The sequence below is a fragment of the Micromonospora sp. NPDC049047 genome (assembly GCF_040649135.1).
Taxonomy (GTDB): Bacteria; Actinomycetota; Actinomycetes; order Mycobacteriales; family Micromonosporaceae; genus Micromonospora.
The window spans coordinates 59,549-79,814 of record NZ_JBEZEY010000012.1; the positions used below are offsets into that span (position 1 = coordinate 59,549).

General features: G+C 72.0%; 19 protein-coding genes. 5 read left to right on the plus strand and 14 right to left on the minus strand.

Annotated features, from left to right (window positions below; all coding sequences use genetic code 11):
* Window positions 1-29 precede the first annotated feature (29 nt).
* The 3 genes from AB0B86_RS20060 to AB0B86_RS20070 all read right to left on the minus strand — a co-directional run bounded on the left by AB0B86_RS20060 (window position 30) and on the right by AB0B86_RS20070 (window position 3,354).
* Entirely contained in the window at window positions 30-854 is an 825-nt protein-coding gene (locus tag AB0B86_RS20060) for an AAC(3) family N-acetyltransferase (RefSeq protein WP_357419169.1), read from the minus strand.
* Entirely contained in the window at window positions 838-3,102 is a 2,265-nt protein-coding gene (locus AB0B86_RS20065) for an FxsB family cyclophane-forming radical SAM/SPASM peptide maturase (RefSeq protein WP_357412987.1), read from the minus strand. Before AB0B86_RS20065 ends, AB0B86_RS20060 begins: the two co-directional genes overlap by 17 nt.
* 63 nt (window positions 3,103-3,165) lie before the next feature.
* Entirely contained in the window at window positions 3,166-3,354 is a 189-nt protein-coding gene (locus AB0B86_RS20070) for a hypothetical protein (RefSeq protein WP_357412985.1), read from the minus strand.
* A gap of 162 nt (window positions 3,355-3,516) precedes the next feature.
* Between AB0B86_RS20070 and AB0B86_RS20075 the strand changes: the two genes are divergently transcribed.
* Window positions 3,517-3,765: a DUF2277 family protein gene (locus AB0B86_RS20075; protein WP_357419173.1), complete on the plus strand. Its 249-nt coding sequence runs from the start codon at window positions 3,517-3,519 to the stop codon at window positions 3,763-3,765.
* A 162-nt stretch (window positions 3,766-3,927) separates the two neighbouring features.
* On the opposite strand, the gene AB0B86_RS20080 is transcribed toward AB0B86_RS20075, so the two are convergent.
* Together AB0B86_RS20080 and selD are read right to left on the minus strand one after the other, a co-directional pair.
* A complete protein-coding gene (locus AB0B86_RS20080) occupies window positions 3,928-4,407 on the minus strand; it encodes a hypothetical protein (protein WP_357412980.1) in 480 nt (159 codons plus the stop codon).
* Between the two features lie 276 nt (window positions 4,408-4,683).
* Window positions 4,684-5,673 carry a selenide, water dikinase SelD gene (selD, locus tag AB0B86_RS20085; protein ID WP_357419177.1) on the minus strand — a complete coding sequence of 330 codons (990 nt, stop codon included), beginning with the start codon at window positions 5,671-5,673 and terminating at the stop codon, window positions 4,684-4,686.
* Window positions 5,674-5,868: 195 nt separating this feature from the next.
* Here selD and AB0B86_RS20090 point away from each other — a divergent pair, with 195 nt between their 5' ends.
* The 4 genes from AB0B86_RS20090 (at window position 5,869) to AB0B86_RS20105 (ending at window position 9,191) form a co-directional block, all read left to right on the plus strand.
* Window positions 5,869-6,624, plus strand: coding sequence for an amino acid ABC transporter ATP-binding protein (locus tag AB0B86_RS20090; RefSeq protein WP_357412976.1), 756 nt, complete (start codon window positions 5,869-5,871; stop codon window positions 6,622-6,624).
* A 57-nt stretch (window positions 6,625-6,681) separates the two neighbouring features.
* Window positions 6,682-7,548 (plus strand): glutamate ABC transporter substrate-binding protein, encoded by an 867-nt coding sequence (locus AB0B86_RS20095; protein ID WP_357412974.1) that lies wholly within the window; start codon window positions 6,682-6,684, stop codon window positions 7,546-7,548.
* An 84-nt stretch (window positions 7,549-7,632) separates the two neighbouring features.
* A complete protein-coding gene (locus AB0B86_RS20100; protein WP_357412972.1) occupies window positions 7,633-8,307 on the plus strand; it encodes an amino acid ABC transporter permease in 675 nt (224 codons plus the stop codon).
* Window positions 8,307-9,191: an amino acid ABC transporter permease gene (locus AB0B86_RS20105; RefSeq protein ID WP_357419183.1), complete on the plus strand. Its 885-nt coding sequence runs from the start codon at window positions 8,307-8,309 to the stop codon at window positions 9,189-9,191. Before AB0B86_RS20100 ends, AB0B86_RS20105 begins: the two co-directional genes overlap by 1 nt.
* Window positions 9,192-9,320: 129 nt before the next feature.
* Here AB0B86_RS20105 and rny read toward each other — a convergent pair whose 3' ends face one another.
* The 9 genes from rny to AB0B86_RS20150 form a co-directional block, all read right to left on the minus strand.
* Entirely contained in the window at window positions 9,321-11,087 is a 1,767-nt protein-coding gene (gene rny, locus AB0B86_RS20110; protein ID WP_357419186.1) for a ribonuclease Y, read from the minus strand.
* A 554-nt stretch (window positions 11,088-11,641) separates the two neighbouring features.
* Entirely contained in the window at window positions 11,642-12,346 is a 705-nt protein-coding gene (locus AB0B86_RS20115) for a 3-keto-5-aminohexanoate cleavage protein (RefSeq protein ID WP_357419190.1), read from the minus strand.
* A gap of 49 nt (window positions 12,347-12,395) precedes the next feature.
* Window positions 12,396-13,094, minus strand: a complete 699-nt coding sequence (locus AB0B86_RS20120; protein WP_357419194.1) for a regulatory protein RecX — start codon at window positions 13,092-13,094, stop codon at window positions 12,396-12,398.
* Between the two features lie 14 nt (window positions 13,095-13,108).
* Window positions 13,109-14,155, minus strand: a complete 1,047-nt coding sequence (gene recA, locus AB0B86_RS20125; protein WP_124778261.1) for a recombinase RecA — start codon at window positions 14,153-14,155, stop codon at window positions 13,109-13,111.
* Between the two features lie 184 nt (window positions 14,156-14,339).
* The gene (locus AB0B86_RS20130; RefSeq protein ID WP_030489422.1) at window positions 14,340-14,540 is read right to left on the minus strand and encodes a DUF3046 domain-containing protein; all 201 of its coding nucleotides are present in this window, start codon (window positions 14,538-14,540) and stop codon (window positions 14,340-14,342) included.
* A gap of 5 nt (window positions 14,541-14,545) precedes the next feature.
* Entirely contained in the window at window positions 14,546-15,928 is a 1,383-nt protein-coding gene (locus AB0B86_RS20135) for an MFS transporter (RefSeq protein ID WP_357419200.1), read from the minus strand.
* Window positions 15,929-16,030: 102 nt separating this feature from the next.
* Window positions 16,031-17,635: a flavin monoamine oxidase family protein gene (locus AB0B86_RS20140; protein WP_357412960.1), complete on the minus strand. Its 1,605-nt coding sequence runs from the start codon at window positions 17,633-17,635 to the stop codon at window positions 16,031-16,033.
* 198 nt (window positions 17,636-17,833) lie between these two features.
* The gene (locus AB0B86_RS20145; RefSeq protein ID WP_357412958.1) at window positions 17,834-18,538 is read right to left on the minus strand and encodes a UdgX family uracil-DNA binding protein; all 705 of its coding nucleotides are present in this window, start codon (window positions 18,536-18,538) and stop codon (window positions 17,834-17,836) included.
* Window positions 18,539-18,896: 358 nt separating this feature from the next.
* Complete coding sequence (locus AB0B86_RS20150) at window positions 18,897-20,237, minus strand: aminotransferase class I/II-fold pyridoxal phosphate-dependent enzyme (RefSeq protein ID WP_357412956.1); 1,341 nt, start codon at window positions 20,235-20,237, stop codon at window positions 18,897-18,899.
* Window positions 20,238-20,266: the final 29 nt, after the last annotated feature.

Sequence of the window (20,266 nt, forward strand, 5' to 3'; positions counted from 1 at the left end):
GCGGCCGGACCATCAGCGTAGACCCCGCGTCAACGTCGCGCCGCCAGCCGGTTCGCCGCGAACCAGTCGACGGCGAAGTCCACTGTGGCACGTGCCGGCAGCAGTCGGGCGGTGGCCTGACCGACCAGGCCGTGCCGTACGAACGGTGTGTCGTCGAGTGCGACGCCCACCTCGGGGAAGTCGCGGTCGTCCAGGTCCAGGGCGCGGAAGTCGAGGCGGACCCGGCGCCCCTCGACCAGCCGGAAGCAGCGGTAGTCGCGCTCGGGCGGCGGCACCGGCAGCCGGTACTCGGCCAGGTGCAGGGCACTGCACGCCTCGTACCCGAGGCCGAGCAGCAGGATCTGCCCATCCGCCGCGTAGAGCCCACCGACCGGGGAGCGTTCGCCCAGGTGGCAGGTGAGATCGTGGTCGTCGGTGAGCTGCCGGGCCCGCGGGCCGAGCGCGGCGAACGAGGTCTGGGGATGGTCACTGCGCACCGCGCCGGGAGCACACCGCACGTACTCGGCGAGCACGCCCATCCGCTGCGCGGGTGTGCTGCGGCGGTCCCAGCCCGGCAGCGCCGCCTCGTACCGGTCGCGCTGGGCCCGGTCCATGCCGGCGACGGCCGCCAGGTGGGCCCGGGAGGTGGTCGAGTTGCCGTCGGTGTGCGTGGGCACCAGCAGCGTGCCGGCCGGCCCCAGGACGTCGCGCAGCGCGCCGGCGAGCGTCGCCGGCCCGTGCTCCAAGCGGCCCACCCGACGCAGGCCGCAGTGCACCACCAGGCACGCCCCCGGGCGGACGCCCAACGCCCGCAGGTCGTCGGCGAGGCGAGAACGGCCCACTGTGGGCAGATGGCGCTCATCGGGACCCGACACGGGGCTCCAAAAGGGCGTGTCGCAGCTGGCCGACGAACCGCTCACCCGCCGCGGTGAGCGACCGGCTGGCCAGCAGGGCGTCGACACCATCCCGGGTCCAGGTCAGGTAACGCTCGGCGTGCGCCGCCGCCTCGCTCCCGCCGCGGAACGCCCGGGACTGCCACACCTGGGTGACCGCCAGGTGGGCGTACACCCCTTGGAGGACGCCCTCGGGTGGCCGCGGGTCGGGGCGCCACGGCACCCTGATCCGGGTGCCCCGGTCGGCCTCGACGAGGTCGCACAGGTCGAGCGCGGCGCCGAGCTTCGCGTGCTGCCACTCGTGCACGAGCAGCACCGCCATCGTCTCCGGGTCCGGGTCGGGGGTGACCGCGACCGCGCCGAACGCGTGTCGCGCGGTCGCGCTGCGCAGAGGCCTCGCCGGGTCGGGGGCCAGCGGCACGACGGCGCGCAGACCGCCGTCGAGCGCCGCCGCGTGCGCCGGCACGTCCCGGTCCACCACCCGCCAGGCCTCGGCCAGGGTACGCCCCAACGCCCGCGCCACCGGGTCCGCCAGGCGGGGCGCCACCGACTGGCCGTAGCAGTCCCGGTACGGGTCGCCGTCCTCGATCAGCAACCGGCCACCGGGCACCGGCACCTCGCGTGCCGGTCGCCAGTCGGCCGACGACTCGACCGGATCGAGGAGCACCGTGCGCTCGGTGCGCCCGCCCCGGACCCGGAACCCACCAGGCAGGACGGTCACCTCGGCGCTCTCCCCCAGGCCGGGCAGCAGCAGGCTGCCGAGCGTGGGCACCGTGATCGTGTCGGCGCGAACCGGCACCTGCACCGCGGCCGGGAGACCCGCCCGCAGCGCCGCCGCGACGGCGAGCGCCGGCAGCGGATCGGCGGCGGGGCGAACGCCCGACCGGGCCGACGGGTCGAGTCGACGCACCAGCCAGGGCCGGACGAACGGGTGCGCCAGGACCGCCCGGACCGCCTCCGGCGCCGCCTGTTCGAGCTGGACGAGCAGCTCCCAGGCCGCGGTGGGACCGGTCCGGTCCCGGCAGGCCACCAACAGGGCCCTGGTGATGGAGAGCTGGGTGGCGGTGAGCAGCGCGAGCGTCGGTGCCGAGCCGTGGCCGGTGGCCAGGTCGTCGAGCAGCTCGTCGACCGGTGCGGTGGTCGGCGGGTGGCTCGGCGGCGGCGGGTACGCGTCGACGCTGTGGATGAGGCCGAGCAGGTCGGCGCAGTACACCGACGGGTTGTCGAAGCCGGAGCCGGTGCGCCACCGGTGCGCGTACAGGCCGCCGCCGCACCTGTCGACCACCGGACAGGCCCGACAGGTCGCGCAGAGCCCGTCCACGCCCTCCTGTCGGACGGCCACCCCGGGGTGGCGGGCCGCCTCGTGCACCGAATTGTCGAACACGTCGAACCCGGTGCCCGCCGCCCCGTGGTAGGCGGTCTTGAGTGAGTCGACCTGCTCCCAACTGCCATCGGTCTCGATCACCAGCACGTCGGCCGGCGCGAGGCCGAACGCCTCGGTGCCACCACCGCCGGGCCGTAACGCCTCGAACAGCCGGATGGACATCGGCCGTCCCTCGTCCACCCACCGCCGGTGCAGCCGCCCGAGCCAGTCCGCGTACGGGGTGGACCCGGGACCGGGGCGCTCCGGCGGGTGGTCCCAGGTGGCGTGCGGCAACAGCAGGTCCACCCGGGGTGGGCTTTCGGCGAGCAGCGCCTCGTACACCAGGTCGGGATCGTTGCGGACGTCGACGGTGCAGAGGATGCCGGCGTAGCTGGCGTGGTGCTCCGGGCGTCGGAGCAGGGCCAGTGCCCGCCGGACGTGGTCGTGGCTGCTGCCGCCGTGGGCGAAGACCCGGTGCCTGTCGTTCGCGGCGCGGTCACCGTCGAACGACACACCGACCCGCACGTCGTAGTCGACAAGGAGGCGGCACAGCTCGTCGTCGAGCAGCACGCCGTTCGTCTGCATCCGCAGGTCGAGCTGGCCCGTCCACGGCGTGATCGTCGTCCGCAGCTCGGCCAGCACCTCGCGCAGCCCGGCGGCACCCAGCAGCAGTGGCTCGCCGCCGTGCAGCACCACGTGCACTACCGGTAGCTCGTGCTCGCGGGCGTGCTCGGCGATGCGGTGCGCGGCGGCCCGGACCGTGGCCTCCGGCATCCGCCCCGGCCGGCCCCGCCAGGTCTGGTCGGCGTGCTGGTAGACGTAGCAGTGGTCGCAGCTGAGGTCGCATCGGCTGTGCACCTTCAGCACGAACTGGCTGATCGGCCGGCAGGACCCGCCCGCTCCGGGTGGACCGCACCGGCCGGCCATCGGTCAGATGGACGAGTTGAAGGCGGCGACGGGCACGCTGCCGGACGGCACGGATTCGGTCACGACGACCCGTCGGCGAACCGCCTCGACCAGATCGGCGTGCTCGGCGGAGATCCGCTCCAGCGGCGTGTGCAGGCTGCGGGTGAGGTGGTCGAGGTCGGGACGGGTCGAGCGGGTGGGGGCATGGTCCACAATGAGTCTCCGAGGGCCCGGGCGCTGGGAGCGCGAGCGGCGATAATTGCGCGAAAGGCTCTGGTCCGTGACCAGGATAGACAAATATCGACCCAGTGTCACCGTCGGTACAACCGTCGGCACCCCGGGTGGCCGTCCGGGCGCCGCAGAGGAGGAACCCACATGTGCCGGAGCATCAAGACGCTGCGCGAGCCGTTCACCCCGCAGGTGACCGACGCGGACGTCGAGGCGGCGGCGTTGCAGTACGTCCGGAAGATCTCCGGTTTCCGGGCGCCCGCCGCACACAATGCCGCCGCGTTCGACGCCGCGGTGGCCGCCGTGACCGCTGCGACGCGCGACCTGCTCGACCAACTGGTGGTGCGGGGCGCCGGATCGGGCACCACGGGCCGGCAGGCCGCCGCCACCAACTGATCGCGGGTCGCGGACCGACCCCCGGACCCGACCGTGGCGGGTCCGGCACGACCAGTCAGGCCGGGCCTTGGCCGCAGGTCAGGCGCGGCCAGTCAGGCCGACCTTTAGGCCGCGGGTCAGGCGGCCTTCCGACCGCCGGTCAGGCCGGGCCTCGACCGCCGGTCAGGCCGCGGCGCGCGCCGGGGCGACGGTGTCCGGCGCCCAGCGCGAACGGTGGCACTGCGACCAGCCCCGACAGCCCGGGTCGCCGACCGTGCAGAGCCGGTGCCTGCTGAGCACCTCGCCGTCTTCGGTGTCCCGCACGTCGAAGTGCACCGGACGGACCGTGCCGTCCGGGGCGACGAGCAGATGCCGGCCCGCGTCGAGTGTGTCGTCGCGCACCAGGCAGTTGCGGCCCAACAGTCGGGCGAGCGCGGCGATGCTGGCGTGCTCGGAGAGCGCCTCGGGCACCCCGTAGCAATCCACCACCGTCGCGAACTCGCCCGGCGCCTCCCAGACGTCGCACACCACCGCGTACGCCGGCAGACGGGCCGGATCGGCCACCGCCAGCGGCATCACCACCCGACCAAGCGCCTCGGCCAGCGCCGGGTAGACCTCCACGGGTCGAGCCCCGTCGACTCTCCAGTTCCACAGCTCGGTCATTCCGCCTCCTCGCTGCGTTCGTCCCCACCGGCCTCCGGATCGGGCCTTACCCACGATGGTGGAGGGCATTTGACCCCAGGCGGGGGCAAGTTACCGGTCTGTGACCATTCCGGGCAAAATTTCCCTGAGCCGCATTGCTCGGAGTAGCGGGAAGGTGACAGTTTATCGGCTATGGTGCGCCAACCGCACCACCGGGACCGCGTGTCCGGCGCACGGACCCGCGCGGGTCCGGCGCGCGGGCGACCACCAGGCGCCCGGCGTCAACCTGCGGAAAGGTCAGCGCACGACGACGAGGTGCTCGCCGCGCGGCAGCAACTCACCCACCACCGGAGCACCCGGCACCTCACCGGCGACCAGCAGGCCGCCGGAGGTCTGCGCGTCGGCGAGCAACAGCCGCTCGTCCTCCCCCACCGCGCCGAGATCCGTCCACGGCGTCACCCACTCCAGGTTCCGCCGGCTGCCGCCGCTGACGTACCCGTCGCGGAGAGCCTCCCGGGCCCCCGCCAGGTACGGCACGCGGGCCGCGTCGATGGCGACGGTGAGCTGGCTGGCCCGGGCCAGCTTGGAGGCGTGCCCGAGCAACCCGAACCCGGTCACGTCGGTGCCACAGCGGATGCCGGCGGCGACCGCCGCGCGGGCGGCGTCCCGATTGAGCGCGCTCATCGACGCCACCGCCTCCGGAAAACTCTCACCGGTGGCCTTGTGCCGGGTGTTGAGCACACCCACCCCGAGCGGCTTCGTCAACGACAACGGCAACCCAGCCACCCCGGCGTCGAGGGTGATCAGCTCCTCCGGACGGACCGTGCCGGTGACCGCGAGGCCGTACTTCGGGCCGTCGTCGTCCACGCTGTGGCCGCCGGCCAGGTGACAGCCGGCCTCCCGGGCCACGTCCTGGCCGCCACGCAGCACCTCGCCGGCCAACTCCATCGGCAGTACGTCCCGCGGCCAGCAGAGCAGGTTGAGCGCGACCAACGGGGTGCCACCCATCGCGTACACGTCGGAGAGCGCGTTGGCGGCGGCGATCCGACCCCAGTCGTACGCGTCGTCGACCACCGGGGTGAAGAAGTCGGCGGTGCTGACCAGGCCGGTGCGCTCGTCCAGGCGTACCACCGCCGCGTCGTCGCCGTGATCCAGGCCGACGAGCAACTCCGCGGTGCCGGTGGCCGGGCCGAGACCGGCCACCATGATCTCCAACTCGCCTGGCGGGATCTTGCAGGCGCAGCCACCGCCGCGGGCGTACTTCGTCAGCCGTACGGGTTCGGTCATCCATCCATGATCTCGACAAGGCACCACGATCGCCACCGTTGCCACCCAGACAGTGACCGGAATCGGACGCGCGCCGACGATCAGGGCCGGTGTTACCGCTCCGTGACCCGCTGAGTTGCATTCCGCCACATCAGGCCGCCTACAGTGGCCGCACCGGGGGTCAACCGACCCCGATCCGGGAGACGACAGGGGACGGTGGACGACGTGACGACGGGCGAACCGCTCATCGTGCTGGACGCGGTCAACAAGTGGTTCGGGCCGCTGCACGTGCTGGACGACGTCTCACTGTCGGTGGGCCGGGGTGAGGTGGTCGTGGTGATCGGCCCGTCCGGCTCCGGCAAGTCGACGCTGTGCCGCGCCATCAACCGACTGGAGCCGATCAGCTCCGGCACCATCACCTTCGACGGCCAGCCACTGCCGGCCGAGGGCAAGCCCCTCGCCAAGCTGCGCAGCGAGGTGGGCATGGTGTTCCAGTCCTTCAACCTCTTCGCGCACAAGACCATCCTGGAGAACGTCACCCTCGGCCCGATCAAGGTCCGCAAGGAGAAGCCGGCCGCCGCCCGCGAGCGCGGCCTGGCCCTGCTCGACCGGGTCGGCATCGCCAACCAGGCGGACAAGTTCCCGGCCCAACTCTCCGGCGGCCAGCAGCAGCGGGTGGCCATCGCCCGCGCGCTGGCCATGCAGCCCAAGGCGATGCTCTTCGACGAGCCGACAAGCGCGCTGGACCCGGAGATGGTCGGCGAGGTGCTCGACGTGATGACCTCACTGGCCCGCGACGGCATGACGATGGTCGTGGTCACACACGAGATGGGCTTCGCCCGGCACGCGGCCAACCGGGTCATCTTCATGGCCGATGGCAAGCTCGTCGAGGACGCCTCCCCGGCGGAGTTCTTCGAGAACCCGCGCAGCGAGCGGGCGAAGGACTTCCTCTCCAAAATCCTCACGCACTAGGCGTCCGTAGTGGAGCGCGCCGCACCTCGGCGGGCTCCGTTGAAGAAGGAGAAGAGTATGCGTATGAAGCGCGTTGCGGCAGTCGCCGCGGTCGCGGCTCTGGCCGTCACCATGACCGCCTGCGGCGGAGACGAAGGCGGCAGCACCGGCAGCTCGGGCGCCAAGGGCATCGTGGGCAAGGCGGAGAACCAGAAGAAGCTCGTGATCGGCGTCAAGGCCGACCAGCCCGGCCTGGGTCTGCAGACCGGCAGCCAGTACGAGGGCTTCGACATCGAGATTGGCAAGATCATTGCCAAGGGTCTCGGCGTCGACGCGAACAACATCGAGTGGAAGACGACGGTCTCCAACAACCGGGAGCCGTTCATCCAGCAGGGCACCGTCGACCTGGTGGTGGCGACGTACACCATCACCGACGAGCGCAAGCAGAAGGTCAACTTCGCCGGCCCGTACTTCATCGCCGGCCAGGACCTGCTCGTCAAGGCCGACTCGACGATCACCGGCCCGGAGGGCCTGGAGGGCAAGAAGGTCTGCTCGGCCTCGGGATCCACGCCTGCCAAGCGGATCCAGTCGGACTACCCGAAGGCCAAGCTGCAGCAGTTCGACGCGTACTCGAAGTGCCTGCCGCTGCTGGAGAACGGCCAGGTCGACGCCGTCACCACTGACGACATCATCCTCGCCGGTTACGCCGCGCAGTCGCAGTACGCCGGCAAGTTCAAGGTCGTCGGCAAGCCCTTCTCCAGCGAGCCCTACGGCATCGGCCTGAAGAAGGACGACAAGGACGGCTGCGAGAAGGTCAACGAGATCCTGAAGGCCGCCGCCTCGGACGGCACCTACAAGGCCGCCTGGGACACCAGCCTGGGCAAGAGCGGCAAGGCCGCGCCCGAGCTGGACACCACCAAGCTGACCAACTGCGGCAGCGTCTGACCGGTCCCGGGGGCCGACATCCGAACACGGGTGTCGGCCCCCGGCCCGTGACGACGCCGACGACCTGCCCCCGGGAGCCGACGCATGCACGTATTCGCTGATCCGACTAACTTCGACGCCTACCTGTCGGGCTTTATCTGGATCCTCAAGCTGACCGGCGCGTCGGCGGTGTTCGCGCTGATACTCGGTGTGCTACTCGCCGCCATGCGAGTCTCGCCGGTCCCCGTGCTGCGCGGCTTCGGAACGGCCTGGGTCAACATCTTCCGCAACACGCCGCTCACCCTGGTCATCTTCTTCTGCTACTTCGGGCTGTACTCCAACCTCGGCCTGACCCTCTCCGATGACCTGGACCTGAACAACTACTGGCTCGGGGTCGTCGGCCTGTCGGTGTACACAGCCTCCTTCGTCTGTGAGGCGCTGCGGTCCGGGGTCAACACCGTGCCTGCCGGGCAGGCCGAGGCGGCCCGGGCGATCGGCCTCTCCTTCGCCCAGACCCTGCGGATCGTGGTGCTGCCCCAGGCAACGCGTTCGGTGGTCGCGCCGCTGGGCAGCATCCTGATCGCGCTCTGCAAGAACGCCACGATCGTCGGCACGATCGGGTTGATGGAGTCCTCAAACGTGATGAAGCAGCTGATCAATGACAACGGCGACGCGGTCATCATGATCTTCCTGGTCTTCGCCGGCACGTTCGCCGCGTTCCTGATCCCCACCGGCTACGTCTTCGGCTGGCTGGCCAACCGACTGGCGGTGAAGCGCTGATGAGCACCGACTCCGTCCTTTACGACCACCCGGGGCCCCGGGCACGGATCCGCAACGCGGTACTGACTGTCGTCTTCGGCGTCGCCCTGGCCGGGCTGCTCTGGTGGGTCTACGCGAAGTTCGACGAGGCGGGCCAGTGGGACGGGCAGCTCTGGAAGCCCTTCACCGAGGCCACCACCTGGACCCAGTTCATCGGGCCCGGTCTGCTCGCCACGCTCTGGGCGGCCGCGGTCGGCATGGTGCTCTCGCTGGCGTTCGGCATCATCTTCGCGGTCGGCCGGCTCTCCGAGCGTCGCTGGATCAGCATTCCGTCGGGCGCCGTGGTCGAGTTCTTCCGCGCCGTTCCGCTGCTCATCATGATCTTCTTTATCTTCTACGGCGTGCCGTTCGTGATCAAAGGGCCGGTGACCGCCTTCTGGGCCGTCGTGATCGGCCTGACCCTCTACAACGGCTCGGTCCTGGCAGAGGCGTTCCGGGCCGGAATCCGCTCGCTGCCCGGTGGTCAGTCCGAGGCCGCCTACGCGATCGGCATGCGCAAGAGCCAGGTCATGCAGCTGATCCTCGTGCCGCAGGCGGCCCGCGCGATGCTGCCGGTCATCGTCAGCCAGCTGGTGGTGCTGCTCAAGGACACCGCGCTCGGTTACATCGTCGCCTACCCGGAGTTGCTCCAACGCGGGGTCAACGACCTCGCCGCGAACAAGGGCAACATCGTCGCCGCGGCGATCGTGGTCGCCGCGATCTACATCGTCATCAACTCGCTGCTCACCACGTTGGCCAACTGGCTGGACCGGCGTAGCCGCCAACGCGGCTTCCGCGCACAGCGGCGGACCGCCACCGGCGCCACCCCGGTCGCCAGCAACACAGTGAGCGAACCGCAGGGCTGAGCGGTGACGTGGGCGGCGCCCGCCCTCTGACCGAGCCGCCCGGCTCGTGATCGACTCGATCTTCCTGAAATCGGGGTGTCCCCAAGGAGGGGACACCCCGATTTGCGGAACTCGTGGTGATCGGGCGGGTCAGCGGGCGATCTCGGTGACCCGGGACTCGCGGACCACTGTGACCCGGATCTGACCCGGGTAGGTCAGCTCCTCCTCGATCTGCTTGGCCACATCGCGGGCCAGCACTGCCGCCCCGATGTCGTCGACGTCGTCCGGCTTGACCATCACCCGGATCTCCCGGCCCGCCTGCATGGCGAAGACCTTGTCCACGCCGAGCTTGCCGGCCGCGATCTCCTCGATCCGCTCCAGCCGCTTGACGTACGCCTCCAGGCTCTCCCGACGGGCGCCCGGCCGACCGCCCGAGCAGGCGTCGGACGCCTGGGTCAGCACGGCCTCGATGGTCTGCGGCGGCACCTCGTTGTGGTGCGCCTCGATGGCGTGCACCACGTCCTCGTGCTCGCCGTACTTGCGGGCCAGGTCCGCGCCGATGATGGCGTGGCTGCCCTCCACCTCGTGGGTGAGCGCCTTGCCGATGTCGTGCAGGAACGCCGACCGCTTGATGATGGGCACGTCCAGCCGCAGCTCGGCGGCCATGATGCCGGCGATGTGAGCGGTCTCGACCAGGTGCTTGAGCACGTTCTGCCCGTACGAGGTACGGTAGCGCAGCCGACCGAGCAGGGTGATCAGCTCCGGGTGGATCTCGGTGATGCCGACCTCGACCAGGGCGTCCTCGGCGGCCCGGAGGCAGAGCTGCTCCACCTCCTGCCGGGCCAGGTCGTAGACCTCCTCGATCCGGTGCGGGTGGATCCGCCCGTCCAGGACCAGCTTCTCCAGGGTCAACCGGCCCACCTCGCGGCGGACCGGGTCGAAGCAGGAGAGCAGCACCGCCTCGGGGGTGTCGTCGATGATCAGGTTGACGCCGGTCACCGACTCGAAGGCGCGGATGTTGCGGCCCTCCCGGCCGATGATCCGCCCCTTCATCTCGTCACCGGGCAGGTGCAGGACACTTACCACGCTCTCCGCGGTCTGTTCGCTGGCGACCCGCTGGATGGCGTCCACCACGATGTGGCGGGCCCGCTGCTCGGCGGTGCTGCGCGCGTCGGACTCGATGTCGCGCACCAGTAGCGCGGCCTCCCGCTTGGCCTGGGTTTCGATCGCCTCGACCAGCTCCAGTCGTGCCGCGTCGGCGCTGAGCCCGGCGACCCGCTCCAGCTCCCGGCGACGCAGTTCCTCGGACTCGGCGAGCTCGGCCTCCCGTCGGGCCAGCGCGGACTCCCGGGTCGCGAGGGCCGCCCGCGCCTCGGTGAGCTGCCGTTCCCGCTCGGCGAACCGCTCCACCTCCTCGGTGTGCATCCGCTCCCGCTCGTCCATCCGGGCCGCCCGCCGCTCCACCTCCGCGGCCTGCTCGCGGGTGGTGGCGGCGAGCACCGCGACCTCCCGTTCACCGCTGCGCCGGGCCGTCGTGCGGAGCTGCTCGGCGTCCGCCTCGGCCTGCTTGTGGGCGCGCTCCAGGACGGTGTCCGCCTCGGCGCGGGCGTCGTCGAGCACCCGGCGTGCCTCGGCGCGGGCGGCCTTCGCCTCGGCCTTCGCCGCGGCCGCCTCGGCACGGGCCGCCGCGGCCGCGGACTTCGCCACGTCGATCGTGCTGTTCGCCTCGTCGGCCGCGGTCCGCAGGGCAGCGAGGGACTGCTCCTGACGGTCCTTCTCGGCGATGAAGGCGGGATCCTCCGGAGCCGGCGCGGCACCCACCCGGCGCAGCGTCCGGATGCCGACGAGCACGGCCCCGATCACCACCACGGCGAGGACGAGGACGGCCGCCAGGAGCACGACGTCGAAGGCGTTCATGCCGGGACCCCGTCGGGTCTACCGATGAACCTGTGCCGCCGCCCCGCCATGGCCGCCTCCCCTAACGTCGAGACCGCAGCGACCGTGCCGGGGCACACTCCTGCGGCTGTGGACGCCCGACCGGAGCGAGTGGCCGTGGGTAGCTCTCTCCGCCGGCGGTGCCCTCGGGCATCGTCGGCGACCGGGTGCAGTTGTCGCGGAGTTCCGGAACGGCCTGTCCAGATCTGCCGCCAAAGGCCGTGGAGTCGGCCAAAGTGATGCTGTCTTGTTACGCGATCTATGTTGTGCGCTTAGCCTGCGCTGGTCGGGCAATGTGAGCCTGTATGGCGAGGCTAGGTCGCCGGGGGTGCTCTGGTCAAGGAGTCATGATCAAACCCCCCGAACGGAGAGAAGTTGCACGGTCACCGCGCGCTGACATCACGCCGGACAGGAGCGGACAAACTCCGCGAGGTGCGCCGCCCACTGGACGTGTCGGGCCTGCTCAGCGCCGTCCAGCCGCCTCTCAGACAGGGCCGACGGCCGGGCCAGGTGTGACCCATCCGTCTCACCACCGGTCAGCTGGCTCCCACCGCCACCGCCGCCGCGACCAACGCCGCGTTGTCCGCGGCAGGTGAGCCGTCGGGCAGGCACAGGGTGTCCTCAAGCCCGATTCGGGCGGCCAGGCCCCGGCGGACCGCCTCGGCGAGGACCGGCCAGGTCGCCGGACCCTCGGCGTGCAGCAGCACCGACGGCGCGTCCGCCGGCAGCGCGGCGAGAATCCGGGAAGCGTCGGCCAACGCGACAGCGACGTCCTCCGCCATGCACTCGACAAGCACCCGCCCGGTCGGCACCCGCCACCTGCGGTACGCCGCCACCGCGTCGACAGTCCACAGCCCTGCCTCGACGAGCACACCGCGCTCGTGCAGGGCAGCCGCGACCGCCTCGGCACCGGGCTCGTGCGCGTTTACCGAAGCGAAGTCGGGCAGCACGGGCCAAGCCCGGACGGCGGCCACCCGGGCAGCCGGATCCGGCGAGATCCATTCGCCGGTGCTCACCCCGACCGGCAGCCCCGGCCGGGCGGCACGGATCGCGGTCAGCGCGTCGGCGATCACCGCCGGCCGCAACGACTCGGCACCTGTCTCGTCCCGGGGATGGACGTGCACGGCCGCGACGCCGAGCGCCGCGCAGCGGGCCGCATCGGTGGCCAGCTCAGCAGCCGTCACCGGCACGGCCGGATGGGCCTGCCGGTCACGCCCACCGTTCAGACATGCCTTCAACACCGGGCCCGCACCCCCAGCGGGAGTCGCGGCGCACCACTGGCCGAGCCGCTCACTCGGCCAGCCGGTTGTCGCGCTCCAACTCGCCCTCGGCGTCGGCGAGCGCGTCAGCGTCGATCTGCTCGGCGAACTCGGCCGCCTCGGCGCTCTGCGCGGCCAACGCGTCCTTGACCGCCCGGATCGCCACACCGGGTGGATAACCCTTGCGGGCCAGCATGCCCACCAGCCGCCGGAACACCGCGTCCGGCTCCCCTCGGGCGGTGCGCAGCTTGCGCTCCACCAGGGCACGGGCGGTGTCCGCCTCGGTCTCCTCGTCGAGCGCGTCGAGCGCCTCGGTGGCCACCTCGCCGTCCACGCCCTTGCGGCGCAGCTCGTTGGCGAGCGCCCGGCGGGCCAGCCCACGCCCCGAATGCCGGCTGGACACCCAGGCGCGGGCGAACGCGGCGTCGTCGATGATGCCGACCTCGTCGTACCTGTCGAGCACCTCGGCCGAGACCTGCTCGGAGATGCCCCGCTTGGCCAGCGCGGCGGCCAGCTCGGCCCGGGTGCGGGGCCGGATCGCGAGCTGCCGCAGGCAGACCTCGCGGGCCACCTCCGACTCGTCACGAGGGGGGCCGGGAGGCTCGACAGCGTTGGTCTCGGCGGAGCGTCCACGGCGCCCCTGGCGGGGGCGCTGTGGATCGGTGGCGTCGCCCGTACGGGGTGGGCTGGCATCCCAGCCCCGCCCCGTACGGGCGCGTCGTCCTGCCATCGGTGAGCGACCGATCAGAAGTCGACAGGCGGCAGCTCGGGGCCACCGGCGGCGTCACCCGCACCGACCCCGACGCCGAGCTTCTCCAGGATCTTCTTCTCGATCTCGGCGGCCACGTCCGGGTTTTCCTTCAGGAACTCCCGGGCCTTCTCCTTGCCCTGGCCGAGCTGGTCGCCGTCGTACGTGTACCACGCTCCGGACTTGCGGATGATCGCCTGCTCCACGCCGACGTCGATGAGCGAGCCCTCGCGCGAGATGCCCTTGCCGTACATGATGTCGAACTCGGCCTGCTTGAACGGCGCGGCGACCTTGTTCTTCACGACCTTGACCCGGGTGCGGTTACCGACCACGTCGGTGCCGTCCTTGAGGCTCTCGATGCGTCGCACGTCGAGCCGGACCGAGGCGTAGAACTTCAGGGCCCGGCCACCGGTCGTGGTCTCCGGGCTGCCGAACATGACGCCGATCTTTTCCCGCAGCTGGTTGATGAAGATCGCCGTGGTGCCGGTGTTGCTGAGCACACCGGTGATCTTCCGGAGCGCCTGGCTCATCAGCCGGGCCTGGAGACCCACGTGGCTGTCGCCCATCTCGCCCTCGATCTCGGCGCGCGGCACCAGGGCCGCCACCGAGTCGATCACGATGATGTCCAGGGCGCCGGAGCGGATCAGCATGTCCGCGATCTCCAGCGCCTGCTCGCCGGTGTCGGGCTGCGAGACCAGCATCGCGTCGGTGTCGACGCCGAGGGCCTTCGCGTACTCCGGGTCGAGCGCGTGCTCGGCGTCGATGAAGGCGGCGATGCCGCCGTTGCGCTGGGCGTTGGCCACCGCGTGCAGTGCCACAGTTGTCTTACCGCTGGACTCCGGGCCGTAGATCTCGACCACCCGGCCGCGCGGCAGGCCGCCGATGCCCAGCGCCACGTCAAGGGCGATGGAGCCGGTCGGAATGATGGCGGTCTGGATGACCGGCCGGTCACCCAGTCGCATCACCGAGCCCTTGCCGAACTGCTTGTCAATCTGAGCGAGAGCAAGGTCGAGTGCCTTCTCCCGGTCAGGCCCTGCTGCCATGGTTGCCACCCCTGCCTTCGCCGGCGTCTTTGCTGAGCTTCGCGTCACGCGGACACGCTAGGCGCTGGGTCCGACAGAAAACCAGCCGACGGGCCGCGAGCTGTGGACGAGCACCCCGCTGTGGACAATAGCCGAACAGGTGTACGACTCGACAAGCGACACGCGGAAGCGACGAAAAGGCTGCTCAGCGTAGTCGGGCGGGCACGCGGTCGGGGTACGCGGCACAAACCGCCCGCCACACCACGTGCGTCTGCTCCCCCGACGCCAGGGCCTGCTCGATGGTCCGTCCGCCGAGCTGCGACAGCACCTGATCGCGGGCGATGCTGGCCGCGTAGCCGGGCCCGAACGCCTCGTCGAGCCGCGTCCAGAAGTCGGTCAGCCGCACAGTGATCAGCCCTCCTCGTCCGGTGCCCCGGTCGGCACCGGCCGCAACGCTAGCGCTACCAGGGGCACCACGGCGACCGCCGCGAGCAGGGTGAGCACTGGATATCCGGCGGACTGCATGACAAACCCGCTGGCCACGGCGGCTCCCGCCCCGGCCAGCCCCATGATCAGGTCGGCCAGCCCCTGGACGCTCGGCCGCACCCCGGTCGGCACCGACTCGGACAGCAGCGTCGAGCCGGCCACCATCGTCCCCGACCAGCCCAGCCCGAGCAGCACCAGACCCACCGACAGCCGGGGGGTGTGGTGCCCGGCGGTGCCGGCGACCGCGCAGGCGGCCAGCAACAACCCGACCCCACCGAGGATCACGGCCCGTCGGCCGAGCCGGTCGGTGAGCCAACCCACCACCGGGGAGAACGCGTACATGCCGGCGATGTGCAGGCTCAACACGATGCCGACCAGCCGCAGCACGTCGGCGTCGGCGTGCGACTCGCCGAGCCGGACCGGCGTCATCGCCATCACCGCCACCATCACCAGGTGACCGACCGCCACCGCGGCGATGCCGAGCCGGGCGGCGGGCCGCTCGCGTACCACCGACCAGGCCAGCCGCATCCCGGCCCCGCGCGGTGCGCGCACCGCGACCGGCGCGGTGGCCGGGGTCACCCCACCGCCCGCCGGCACGTCACCGGCCAACGGCGCGCCGGCCGCCGTCGGCACGTCGCCGGCCGGTGGCGTGTCGGCCGCCGCGAGCCGCCGCGCGGTGAGCAGCGGGTCGGGCCGGAGCAACCCGAGGAGCACGAGGGCAGCCAGCACGAACGCGACAGAGCTGAACGCGAACGGGCCAGCCAGCGGGGGCAGCCCCCAGCCGGTGGTGATCCGGTCGGCAAGTGCGGCGAAGTTCGGTGCGGCCACCGCGCCGATGGTGGTCGCCCAGACGATCAGGGAGAGTTGCCGCCCCCGTCGGGCCGGCTCGGCAAGGTCCACCGCCGTGTAGCGGGCCTGCAGGTTCGCGGCGGTCCCCCCGCCGAAGAGCAGCATGCCGAGGAAGAGCAGCGGCACCCAACGGGTCACCGCGGCCAGCACCACGAGCACGCCGCCGACGGCACCGACCGTGTACGCCACCACCAGCCCCGGACGCCGCCCGCGCCGGGCCATGATCCGGGTGACCGGAACGGCGAGCAGCGCCGCGCCGACCACCGCGGCGCTCTGCGCCACACCGGCCATCGCGGTGCCGGCGATCCGCGCGGCGAGCAGCGCGCCCACCGCGATGCCGATGGTGACGCCGACACCGCCGACGATCTGGGTGGTGAAGAGCAACCGGAGGGTACGGCGCTGGATCGACGTGATGTCGGGGCGGGCGGCGGTGCCCGGCGCGGTCAGGTCGGTGGCCATCGGCGCTCCTCAGGATGGGGTGACCCATCCTCGCGCACCCACACCGACCAGCCACAGTGGGTTCTGCCACCAGCCGAACCGGGCACCCGTCGCGGACCGCTCTCAGCCGGCCATCACCCGCTGGTGCAGCGCGGAGACCGCCGAACGGGCCGCCACGAACGCGCCGTGCTGCCAGGCCACCTCGTGGCTGAGCCAGTCCCCGGCGAAGTAGACCCGCCCGGACGGCTGGAGCAGCAGGTTGTAGCCGGCCGTGCCGTACCGGGGTGAGGTCCAGGCGCCCTCGAGGTACGGGGTCCGGTCCCAGGCGTGGGAGTACGAGGTGACCAGCTCACTGCGGTACTTGTCACCGTGGATCTTCACCCCCTGGCTGACGGCGCGCTCCCTCCGCTGCTCCGGTGCGAGCCCGCTGTACGCCCTGGCGTTCGCCCCGGTGTTGTAGTAGCCGACGACCAGGCCGCGCTTACCGTGGAAGCCGTACGACGGGTACCAGATGTGCGACAGGTCCAGATCGGTCTCGGTGATGCCGCCGTAGATCCGCTGGTCGGTCTCCCACCAGCGGCTGCGGTACTCCAGGCCGATCTTGCCGGCGGCGGTGACCGGGAAGTCGGCAAGGGCGGCGGTCACCTCGGTGCCGAGATTGTGCGGCACCCGGGCCATCAGGTGCGGCGGCAGCGCCGCCACGCAGTAGTCGGCGGTGAGCTGCGACTGCCGGCCGCCCTGCCGGTAGGTCACCTCGACCCGGTTGCCCCGGTCGGTCACCCCGGTCACCTCGGCGTTGAGCCGGACCCGCTTCGCTCCGACGGCCCTGGCCAGGGCGCGCGGGATCTGGTCCATCCCGCCGACCGGCTGGAACATCAGCATGGCCTGGTCGTAGCCGAGTTCGAACGAGAAGTACCTGCCGACGTTGCTGGCGAAGACGTCGGCGAGCGGCGGCGGGGTGCCGAGCGGGGTGCCTCCGTCGTTGCCCGCGCCCGGATATCCGGAGAAACCGCGCCGGCTGGTCCCGGTGTACGCCCAGTCGCCTGACCGACCGCCGATCGCGCCGAAGCTCTGCAGGAACGACAGCAGCCGCTCGCGGTCGTCGGCGGTCAGCCGGGCGTCCAACGCACCCTGGTCGGTGGCCTTCGCGAGCAGTTCCGAGACGTAGCCATACACGTCCGCCTTGGCGGTGCGGTACCGGATCGGCGCGGTCATCCCGGCGGACTCGTTGTAGATCCAGGCGTCGGCGTTCTGGTTGGTGAAGACCTCGACGGGTACGCCGAGTTCCCGGCAGTAGTCCATGGTGACCATCCACTGCGCGATCCGACCCGGTCCGGCGTTGAAGTAGACCCCGTCGGAGAAGTTCGCGCGCTGGGTGCGTCCGTCGAGGTCGGTCTCGACGTCGCCACCCCGGATGGTCAGGTTCCGCCCACCGACGCGGTGCCGCGCCTCCAGGATCGTGCAGTCATAGCCGGCCTTGCCCAACTCGTACGCGGTGGTGAGCCCGGCGATGCCGCCGCCGAGCACGATCACGCTGGCGCCCGACCGTCCGGTCAGGGTGAAGTCGGATCGCTCCGGTGCCCGGAACGCGGGGATCACGGATCCGGCCGCGCTGGGCGCGAGCCCCATCGCGCCCATCGTGGCGAGCATCGCGCCGGCACCGCCGCTCACCCCCACCGCGCGCAGGAACCCACGGCGGCTGACCATCGACTGTGTCTGATCGCTCATAACGGCCTCCCCTACAAGATCGACTCTCGTGAGTCTGTAGAGGACCTGTTACGCCGATCGTGCATTGTCGTTTCTGCCGGGTATCGCCTCGGCGTCCGGCCACCGTGGCAACGTCCGACAGAGGTTTCCGCAACGGCACGGGCGGCCCGGTGGAGCCGCGGCGGCCTGCCCGGTGCGGCGGACGAGAGCGCGGGTCACCTACCCGGCGAGGGCGCGGGTGACGACGGCCAGGTCGGTGACCAGCCCTTCGTACGCCTTGTCCTGGTCGTCGGCGCGCAGCACCGCGGACGGGTGGATGGTGGCCAGCAGCCGCGCCGGCGGTACGTCGGCACGCTTTCCGGAGTTGTCCACCGGCACCCGCTGGAAGTCCTCCGGGTGCTGTGCCGACTCGGGCCAGGGCAGCAACTCGCCCCGCTGCCGGGTGACCCGGAAGGACGGGCCGAGCAGCGCCTTGGCGGCGGTGGCGCCGAGCACCACCACGATCTCCGGACGCAGCCGGGCGAACTCGGCGACCAGCCAGGGGCGGCAGGCGGTGATGTGCACCTGGTCCGGCGTCTGGTGGATCCGCCGCCTGCCACGCGACTCGAAGCGAAAGTGCTTTACGGCATTTGTCAGATAGAGCTGACCCGGCTCCAGCCCGGCGTCGTCGACGGCACGGCGCAGCAGCCGTCCGGCGGGGCCGACGAACGGCAGCCCCTTCTGGTCTTCCATGTCGCCGGGCTGCTCACCGACCAGCACCACGCGGGCGGTCTCGTCGCCCCGGCCGAAGACCGTCTGCGAGGCGTCGCGGTACAGCTCGCAGCCTTGACAACCACCGGCCGCGGTGCGCAGGTCATCGATGGTGTCGGCGTCGGGCGGAATGAACCGCTGGGCGCCCGGAGCGCTCCCGGTCTGCTCGGCCATGCCGACTGTTATATACCCGTAAGGCGTCCGGCGTCGGATACGCCCCGACGCGGTGCCGCGCCGCGCGGCGAGGCGGTGCCGGCGACGCGACGCGGCACGCCCCCGGCCACGCCCGGTGGTTGGCGACGAGAGGCCGCCAACCCGCGTCAGTACCCGTTACCGCCGCCATCCCCGCCGGAAGCGATCGCGATCAGCACGATGATGATAATGATGATCGCCACTGCCACCGCGATCCAGACGCCCTTGCGCGCCCCACCTGAAGCCATGACCCCCACCTCCGGCGGCGCGCATACCCGTCCTGTCCGCCCCGAATCCCCACGATGGTGCACTTTCCGCGCGAACAACCAGGACCCAGCCCTCAGGTCGGGAAGCCGCGGGGCGGGGCGGGATTCTGGGCCTGGGCCAGGGCGGCTGCCAGCGGGGCCAGATCCTCGGTGGCCAGCGGGCTGACGCAGATCCGGACCGCGGGTGGTGCGGCGATCCGGTAGAGGGCGCCGGGCGCCACCGCCCAGCCGGCGTCGCGCAGGGCGGTGACCACGCTTGTCTCGTCGGACACGGGTAGCCAGACGTTGATGCCGCTGCGGCCGTGCGCGGTCAGGCCGTGTCCGGCCAGCGCGGCCAGCAACCCGTCGCGCCGCTGCTCGTAGCTCTGTGCCGCCCGGCGCACCCGTTCGGCGACCTCCGGGTCCTGCCAGAGGGCGAGGACCAGACGCTGCAGGACGGTGGAGACCCAGCCGGCGCCGACCCGGGCCCGGCCGGCCACCCGGGCCACCGTCGTCTCGTCGCCGACCAGCACCGCCAGCCGCAGGTCCGGACCGAAGGGTTTGCTCACCGAGCGCAGGAACGCCCAACTCGCTGTCGCGCCGGCCAGCGGGTGCAGGGGTACGCGGGCCAGTTCGGCGGCGTGGTCGTCCTCGATCAGCAGCACGTCCCGGCGGCCGGCGAGCAGCGCCCGTAGGGCTTCGGCGCGGGCCGCGGAGACGGCCGCACCGGTCGGGTTCTGTGCCCGGCTGGTGACCACAAGGGCCCGCGCTCCGGCGGCCAGCGCGGCGGCCACCCCGGCCACGAGTGGCCCCTCGTCGTCGAGTGGCACGCCGATCGGGCGCAGCCCCAGCGCGGCGACCAGGTCGAGCAGGTTGGCCCAGCCCGGGTCCTCCACAGCGACCGCGTCGCCGGGGCGCAGGTGGGCGCCGAGCAGCCGCTCGATGCCGTCGAGCGCGCCGCCGGTGAGGGTGAGCTCACCGGCCGGTACGCCGTCGGCGCCCAGCCGGGCGCGGGCCGCCTCGGCCAGTTCGGGGAGCACCCCGGCGTCGGAGTAGCCGACCGACGGGCCGTTGTCGGCGGCGAGCGCCGCCAGGTGCGGGCCGAGCGGGGGCAGCAGCCGGGGGTCGGGTTCGCCCCGGGACAGGTCGCGGGCGCCGGGCAGCGGTGGGGGGCGCAGCGCGGAGCGGCGGGCGGCGACCGGCGGGCGCGGACGCACCCGGGTGCCGTGCCGCCCGGCGGTGGCGAGCAGGCCGCGCTGGCGTAGGTCCTGGTAGGCACGGGCCACGGTGGCGGGGCTGACCCCCAGCTCGGCGGCGAGGGCCCGCACCGGCGGCAGGGCGGTCCCCGGCGGCAGGGCATCGGTGCGGATGCCCGATTCGATGCTCGCCGAAATCTCGGCGGCCGTCGTTCCACTGAGCTGATAGCGTGCTGACACAAACAAGAGATTGTACTAGAACAAAGAGG

Coding starts and splice junctions, on each gene's coding strand:
- AB0B86_RS20075 (WP_357419173.1), top strand. CDS start 3,517: ATGTGCCGGAGCATCAAGACGCTGCGCGAGCCGTTCACCCCGCAGGTG.
- AB0B86_RS20080 (WP_357412980.1), bottom strand. CDS start 4,407: ATGACCGAGCTGTGGAACTGGAGAGTCGACGGGGCTCGACCCGTGGAG.
- selD (WP_357419177.1), bottom strand. CDS start 5,673: ATGACCGAACCCGTACGGCTGACGAAGTACGCCCGCGGCGGTGGCTGC.
- AB0B86_RS20095 (WP_357412974.1), top strand. CDS start 6,682: ATGCGTATGAAGCGCGTTGCGGCAGTCGCCGCGGTCGCGGCTCTGGCC.
- AB0B86_RS20100 (WP_357412972.1), top strand. CDS start 7,633: ATGCACGTATTCGCTGATCCGACTAACTTCGACGCCTACCTGTCGGGC.
- AB0B86_RS20105 (WP_357419183.1), top strand. CDS start 8,307: ATGAGCACCGACTCCGTCCTTTACGACCACCCGGGGCCCCGGGCACGG.
- rny (WP_357419186.1), bottom strand. CDS start 11,087: ATGAACGCCTTCGACGTCGTGCTCCTGGCGGCCGTCCTCGTCCTCGCC.
- AB0B86_RS20120 (WP_357419194.1), bottom strand. CDS start 13,094: ATGGCAGGACGACGCGCCCGTACGGGGCGGGGCTGGGATGCCAGCCCA.
- recA (WP_124778261.1), bottom strand. CDS start 14,155: ATGGCAGCAGGGCCTGACCGGGAGAAGGCACTCGACCTTGCTCTCGCT.
- AB0B86_RS20135 (WP_357419200.1), bottom strand. CDS start 15,928: ATGGCCACCGACCTGACCGCGCCGGGCACCGCCGCCCGCCCCGACATC.
- AB0B86_RS20140 (WP_357412960.1), bottom strand. CDS start 17,635: ATGAGCGATCAGACACAGTCGATGGTCAGCCGCCGTGGGTTCCTGCGC.
- AB0B86_RS20145 (WP_357412958.1), bottom strand. CDS start 18,538: ATGGCCGAGCAGACCGGGAGCGCTCCGGGCGCCCAGCGGTTCATTCCG.